Raw genomic sequence first — 5,092 nt, 5'->3', positions numbered from 1 at the left:
CTGAGTAGCTGTTCAAGCGAGGCCGCCATTCTACCGAGGAGACCGTCGGTGTCAACCAGTGTTTTTCGAAGCTGTTAAAAACAAACCATTTCACTTCATCGCATTGATTCAGTGAAGTTCAATTTGTTTCCCGTTCCGCTTCGGCGCCGATCAACGAGGAGCGCATTCTACGAATCTGAATCCACTTGTCAACAGATCGAGAAAAGAAAGTAGAACTTTGACGTCTATATAAAGGTAGAGAAATGAAGCATACAAAAACACCGGCAAGCGCCGGTGTTTTGTTTTTCAGGGCGAGCGATTAAGTACGCTCAAAAAGCTGGTGCTTTTTCTTGCCCATTTTCACGAGGAAGAAACGAGCATACATCGCTTTATCTGCAGAGAAGGATTCAGCCAGCTTCATATTGTCTTCCAGAGACTTGGCCTCACCATTGATCAGCAGACCTTTACGACCCAGCGCATCCTTAATCTGCTTACCCTGAGCCAAGCCGCTTTCTGTCAGGAACTGATTAAGGGATTTACCTTCCAAGTCAGCTTCCACAAACTTAGTGCAAGGCAGGCCGTCCATGCTCAACTGCTCCAGCTCACTTTCACTCAGCTCGTTCAGGTCGCCAGAGAACAGTGCTTCGGTAATGCGCATGGCAGATGTCAGACCTTCTTCACCGTGAACAAGGCGAGTCGCTTCGCGAGCCAGGATGGATTGCGCTTCAGGACGACCTTGACGTTCTGCATCTGCCTTTTCAATCGCTTCAATCTCCTCCACATCCAGGAAGGTAAAGAAATTAAGAAAGCGATACACGTCTGCGTCAGCAGTATTCAGCCAGAACTGGTAGAAGGCGTACTGGGACGTTCTCTTAGGATCCAGCCAAACCGCACCACCTTCTGTTTTACCAAACTTGGTGCCGTCTGCCTTAGTGATCAGAGGCACGGTCAGGCCAAAGGTTTGCGCCTTGTTCTGACGACGAGCCAGATCAATACCACCCACAATGTTGCCCCACTGATCGGAGCCACCTACCTGCAGGGTGCAGTCGTACAGACGGTTCAGTTCAGCAAAGTCGTAACCCTGCAGCAGCGCGTAAGAGAACTCAGTGAAAGAGATACCCTGATCTTCACGGTTGATACGCTGCTGAACAGATTCCTTCTTGATCATCTGGTTCACAGAGAAGTGCTTACCGACATCCCGCAGGAAGTCGATCACATTCATGTTGCCCGTCCAGTCCAGATTGTTAGCGACGATGGCGGAGTTCTCACCGCAATCGAAGTCAATAAATTGGCTCACCTGACCCTTGATCTTATCAACCCAGTTTGCAACAACATCCGGGGTGTTCAGTTGACGTTCGGCAGCCTTAAAACTTGGGTCACCAATCAAGCCGGTAGCACCACCAACCAGAGCTATCGGCTTGTGGCCAGCCTGCTGGAAGCGCTTGAGCACAAGCAGCGGCACGAGGTGGCCGAGGTGCAGGCTGTCTGCAGTCGGGTCAAAGCCACAATAAAGCGTGCGAGAACCTTCGGAGATATGAGAAACCAGTTCGTCCTCTGCAGTTACCTGATTGATCAGGCCACGCTGTTGCAGATCTTCCAGTAACGGTTTTTGACCGCCCGACATAATTAAACTACCTGTTATAGGCTCACAGTACGCGATCCTGCGTCTGTGAGCGTGTGAGTACCAGTAAGAACAGGCAAACATACCGGATGATAGAAAAAAGACAACCTCCTGACATCACCCAGACGCCTCTCTCCTCCCTGGCTGAAACCGCACAGTTATCTGGCAACCAATGGGTATTTCCGCGATAAAGAAAGCTTTATACTGTATCTTTATTTGAAGAAAATCGCTTATATAGCAACGCTATTTCGGGCATGAATATATTACTACGTGCGCTGCAGACAGCAGCTAAAAACTTCCCCACACGCCACGCGCTGGTTCTTGCTGCCGCGTCGTCCTGCATCGCACTGTCTCTGGTGTTTATCCCCGGAAAAGATGCTCAGGCAAAGCGAACAGAGATCCCCTCAAGTCTGAGTGATGCCGACACTGCATCCCTTAAGGATGCAGAGAAAATCCTCAGCTCCGCGGGTGAAGTTCCTGATTCCAGTGTCGCCCCGAATGCCATTGTTCCGGATGTTGCCGGGAAACCAGCTCAGACATCAGGCAAAGACTACACCGATACCAACCTGCATCACCCCGTGATCGCCTGGGAGCGCACCAAGGTGCGTGCTGGTGATACCCTTTCTGCGATTTTCTCCCGCGAGCGTTTGAGTGCAGGCACCCTGCAACGAATCCTGCGTACCAGTGAGCACGGCAACACCCTTGCCGATATTCGCCCGGGGCAGGCTATTGTCTTTGGCCGGGTGAATGGTGAACTGCAGGGATTGAAGTATGTGCGCAACCGTCTGGAGAGCATTGAGTTCACCCGTACGGATAACGGATTTATTTCTGAGGAAGTTGTACGCACCCCGGAAATTCGCCTTGCCCACTCTACAGCTACTATTCGCAACTCCCTGTTTCATGCAGGCGCCAAAGCTGGCCTGAGCGATAACATGACTATGCGACTGGCCAACATTTTTGCTTGGGATATCGACTTTGTACAGGGGATTCGTGACGGCGACACCTTCAACCTGGTGTTTGAAGAAAAGTACCTTGATGGCGAAAAGATTGGTTACGGCAATATCCTTGCGGCAACGTTTACCAACCGTGGTACAACACACAAAGCGATTTACTACACCGATTCCAAAGGTAACAGCGACTACTACACTCCGGACGGAAAAAGTATGCGCAAGTCGTTTATTCGCACACCGGTAGAATTCACTCGCATCAGCTCCCGCTTTAATCTGAACCGCGTTCACCCGCTGTTCAAAACCAAACGTCCGCACCGCGGCGTTGACTATGCGGCACCAACGGGCACGCCCATCAAGGCTTCCGGTGATGGTATCATCAAGCTGGCGGGTCGCCAGAAGGGCTACGGCAATGTGGTTTACATTCAGCATCCCAATAACATCGTCACTGTATATGCCCACCAGAGCCGCATCGCCAAAGGCATTCGTAAGGGTGTGCGAGTGAAACAGGGGCAAACCATCGGTTATGTAGGCATGACCGGCTGGGCAACAGGCCCTCACCTGCATTACGAATTCCGCATCAACGGCACTCACCGCAACCCCCTCACCGTGAAACTGCCGGACGCCACGCCACTGGCCAAAGCAGAAATGAGCGCATTCAAACGTCAGACACAGATTATGCTTGCCGAACTGGAGCAAAAATCTGGTACGCTGTTGGCTTCAGCCGAAGAAAACAGCAATGTCACAACTCAATAGCACCCAGCACAAGCACAGCACAACACTTTCCGACCAGACCGATCTCTATATCGGTCTGATGTCGGGTACCAGCATGGATGCCATGGATGCCGTTCTGGTTGATCTTGCACCGGGGCTCCCGGTGCTGCAGGAACAGGTGTCCATTCCCCTGCCCACAAAACTGCGCACCCAGCTACAAACCCTCTGCCAGCCCAGTGAGAATGAAATTGAGGCCATGAGTCAGGCCGATCTGGCTGTAGCTATTCTTGCAGCTGAAGCTATTAAGAATCTGCTGCAACTGGCCAATATTCCCGCCAGCGCTGTGCGCGCCATTGGCAGCCACGGCCAGACCATTCGTCATCTTCCCAAAATGGGTAATACCCTGCAGATCGGCAACCCAAGCCTGATCGCCGAGCAAACCGGTATCACAACCGTTGCTGATTTTCGCCGCAGAGATATGGCTGCCGGAGGTGAGGGTGCTCCTCTTGTGCCTGCTTTCCATGAGGCGATTTTCCGTCATTCGACCCGCACACGAATCATTGCCAACATCGGCGGTATCGCCAACATTACCGTTCTGCCCGCTTCGCCGGGTCAGGATGTCATTGGCTTTGATACTGGCCCCGGTAATACTCTGATGGATGACTGGTGCTATCGCCACAGCGGTCGTCGGTACGACAAGAATGGCCGCTGGGCTGCTACAGGTCAGGTTTCGGAAGAGTTACTGGAGTTACTGCTGGCGGATACCTTCTTTGCCCGCAAGCCACCCAAGAGCACAGGACGGGAATACTTTCACCACTCCTGGCTGTGGCACAGCTTGTCCCATCTGGAAGAACAGCTCTCTGCTGAAGATGTGCAGGCCACACTGGTTGAACTGACGGCACGCTCACTGGCTAATGCTATTCGCGAGCAGGCTCCCGATTGCCGGGAAGTGTATATCTGTGGCGGTGGAGCACGGAACACCACGTTGATCCGCAGGCTCTCAGAAAATCTGGAAGGCTATCACGTTGCTACAACCGATACTCTCGGCCTTTCTCACCAGTGGGTAGAAGCCACGGCCTTTGCATGGCTGGCGCGGCAAACCCTCCATGGTTTGCCCGGAAACCTGCCAGCCGTGACCAACGCTTCAGGGCGACGCATTCTTGGTGGCATCTACCCAGCCTGACATTCAAGCTGCTAAGGCTGTATCCCATTCTGGAGATACAGCTTCTGCAACTGAGCTTCAGCTAAACCGTGCACATACTTTTCCAGACTGCGAAGGCCGGGATCTGTATCAGACTGGAGAAACGCTTCCACACTCTGTCGCCCTTCCTCTCCCAGAGAAAAATCACCGTAGCCAACACCTATGCTGCGAAAGCCAGCTTCAACCTTGGGAATAATGGATTCATAAGCAATGGCTCGCTTGGCTTCCCGATCAAACCCATCAAAGTGAACAATACTCAAACGAGATACCATGGCTTGAAGCTGCGGGTGCCTGTCGCTGAGCTCCTGAAGATTTGAGTTGCCGGCCAGAATGATTGTATCCGGCAGCCTGATATCTGTTTTCAGGTAAGGGCTGTAAAAATAGCGGCTGTTAGGATCAAGTAGCTTCAACAAAAAGCTCAACACCTCTTCGGACTGTTTGTCCCCCGATATCATAAGCCGATCAAACTCATCGATCATAAGAATCTGATTGTGATGGTTCAGGTCGCGGCTTGATGCGGTGCTGGAAATAATGGCATCAAGGAGTCGCCCAGCTTTCCCATCAAAACTCTCAAAAGGTGTTCCTACCATGTCATCAATGGTTGCCCCATCCAGCGTTACAGTCACCAGA

The 5,092-nt window shown here is 52.1% G+C and carries 4 protein-coding genes; 2 read left to right on the top strand and 2 right to left on the bottom strand.

Features of this window, described 5'->3' with window-relative positions; all coding sequences use genetic code 11:
* Positions 1 to 298: 298 nt before the first annotated feature.
* A complete protein-coding gene (gene tyrS / locus E1189_RS09305; RefSeq protein ID WP_155159798.1) occupies positions 299 to 1,603 on the bottom strand; it encodes a tyrosine--tRNA ligase in 1,305 nt (434 codons plus the stop codon).
* Positions 1,604 to 1,854: 251 nt separating this feature from the next.
* Here tyrS and E1189_RS09300 point away from each other — a divergent pair, with 251 nt between their 5' ends.
* Together E1189_RS09300 and E1189_RS09295 are read left to right on the top strand one after the other, a co-directional pair.
* Positions 1,855 to 3,303: an OapA family protein gene (locus E1189_RS09300; protein ID WP_155159797.1), complete on the top strand. Its 1,449-nt coding sequence runs from the start codon at positions 1,855 to 1,857 to the stop codon at positions 3,301 to 3,303.
* Entirely contained in the window at positions 3,287 to 4,444 is a 1,158-nt protein-coding gene (locus E1189_RS09295) for an anhydro-N-acetylmuramic acid kinase (protein ID WP_155159796.1), read from the top strand. Before E1189_RS09300 ends, E1189_RS09295 begins: the two co-directional genes overlap by 17 nt.
* An 11-nt stretch (positions 4,445 to 4,455) precedes the next feature.
* On the opposite strand, the gene E1189_RS09290 is transcribed toward E1189_RS09295, so the two are convergent.
* Positions 4,456 to 5,092, bottom strand: a 637-nt coding sequence (locus E1189_RS09290; RefSeq protein ID WP_196221348.1) for a TniB family NTP-binding protein, incomplete at its 5' end; no start/stop codon positions are given.

This window comes from Parendozoicomonas verongulae (assembly GCF_009711465.1).
Taxonomy (GTDB): domain Bacteria; phylum Pseudomonadota; class Gammaproteobacteria; order Pseudomonadales; family Endozoicomonadaceae; genus Sansalvadorimonas; species Sansalvadorimonas verongulae.
The sequence above is the reverse complement of the archived record's forward strand: the minus strand, read 5'-3'. Positions and strand labels throughout refer to the sequence as shown.

Coding starts and splice junctions, on each gene's coding strand:
- E1189_RS09295 (WP_155159796.1), top strand. CDS start 3,287: ATGTCACAACTCAATAGCACCCAGCACAAGCACAGCACAACACTTTCC.
- E1189_RS09300 (WP_155159797.1), top strand. CDS start 1,855: ATGAATATATTACTACGTGCGCTGCAGACAGCAGCTAAAAACTTCCCC.
- tyrS (WP_155159798.1), bottom strand. CDS start 1,603: ATGTCGGGCGGTCAAAAACCGTTACTGGAAGATCTGCAACAGCGTGGC.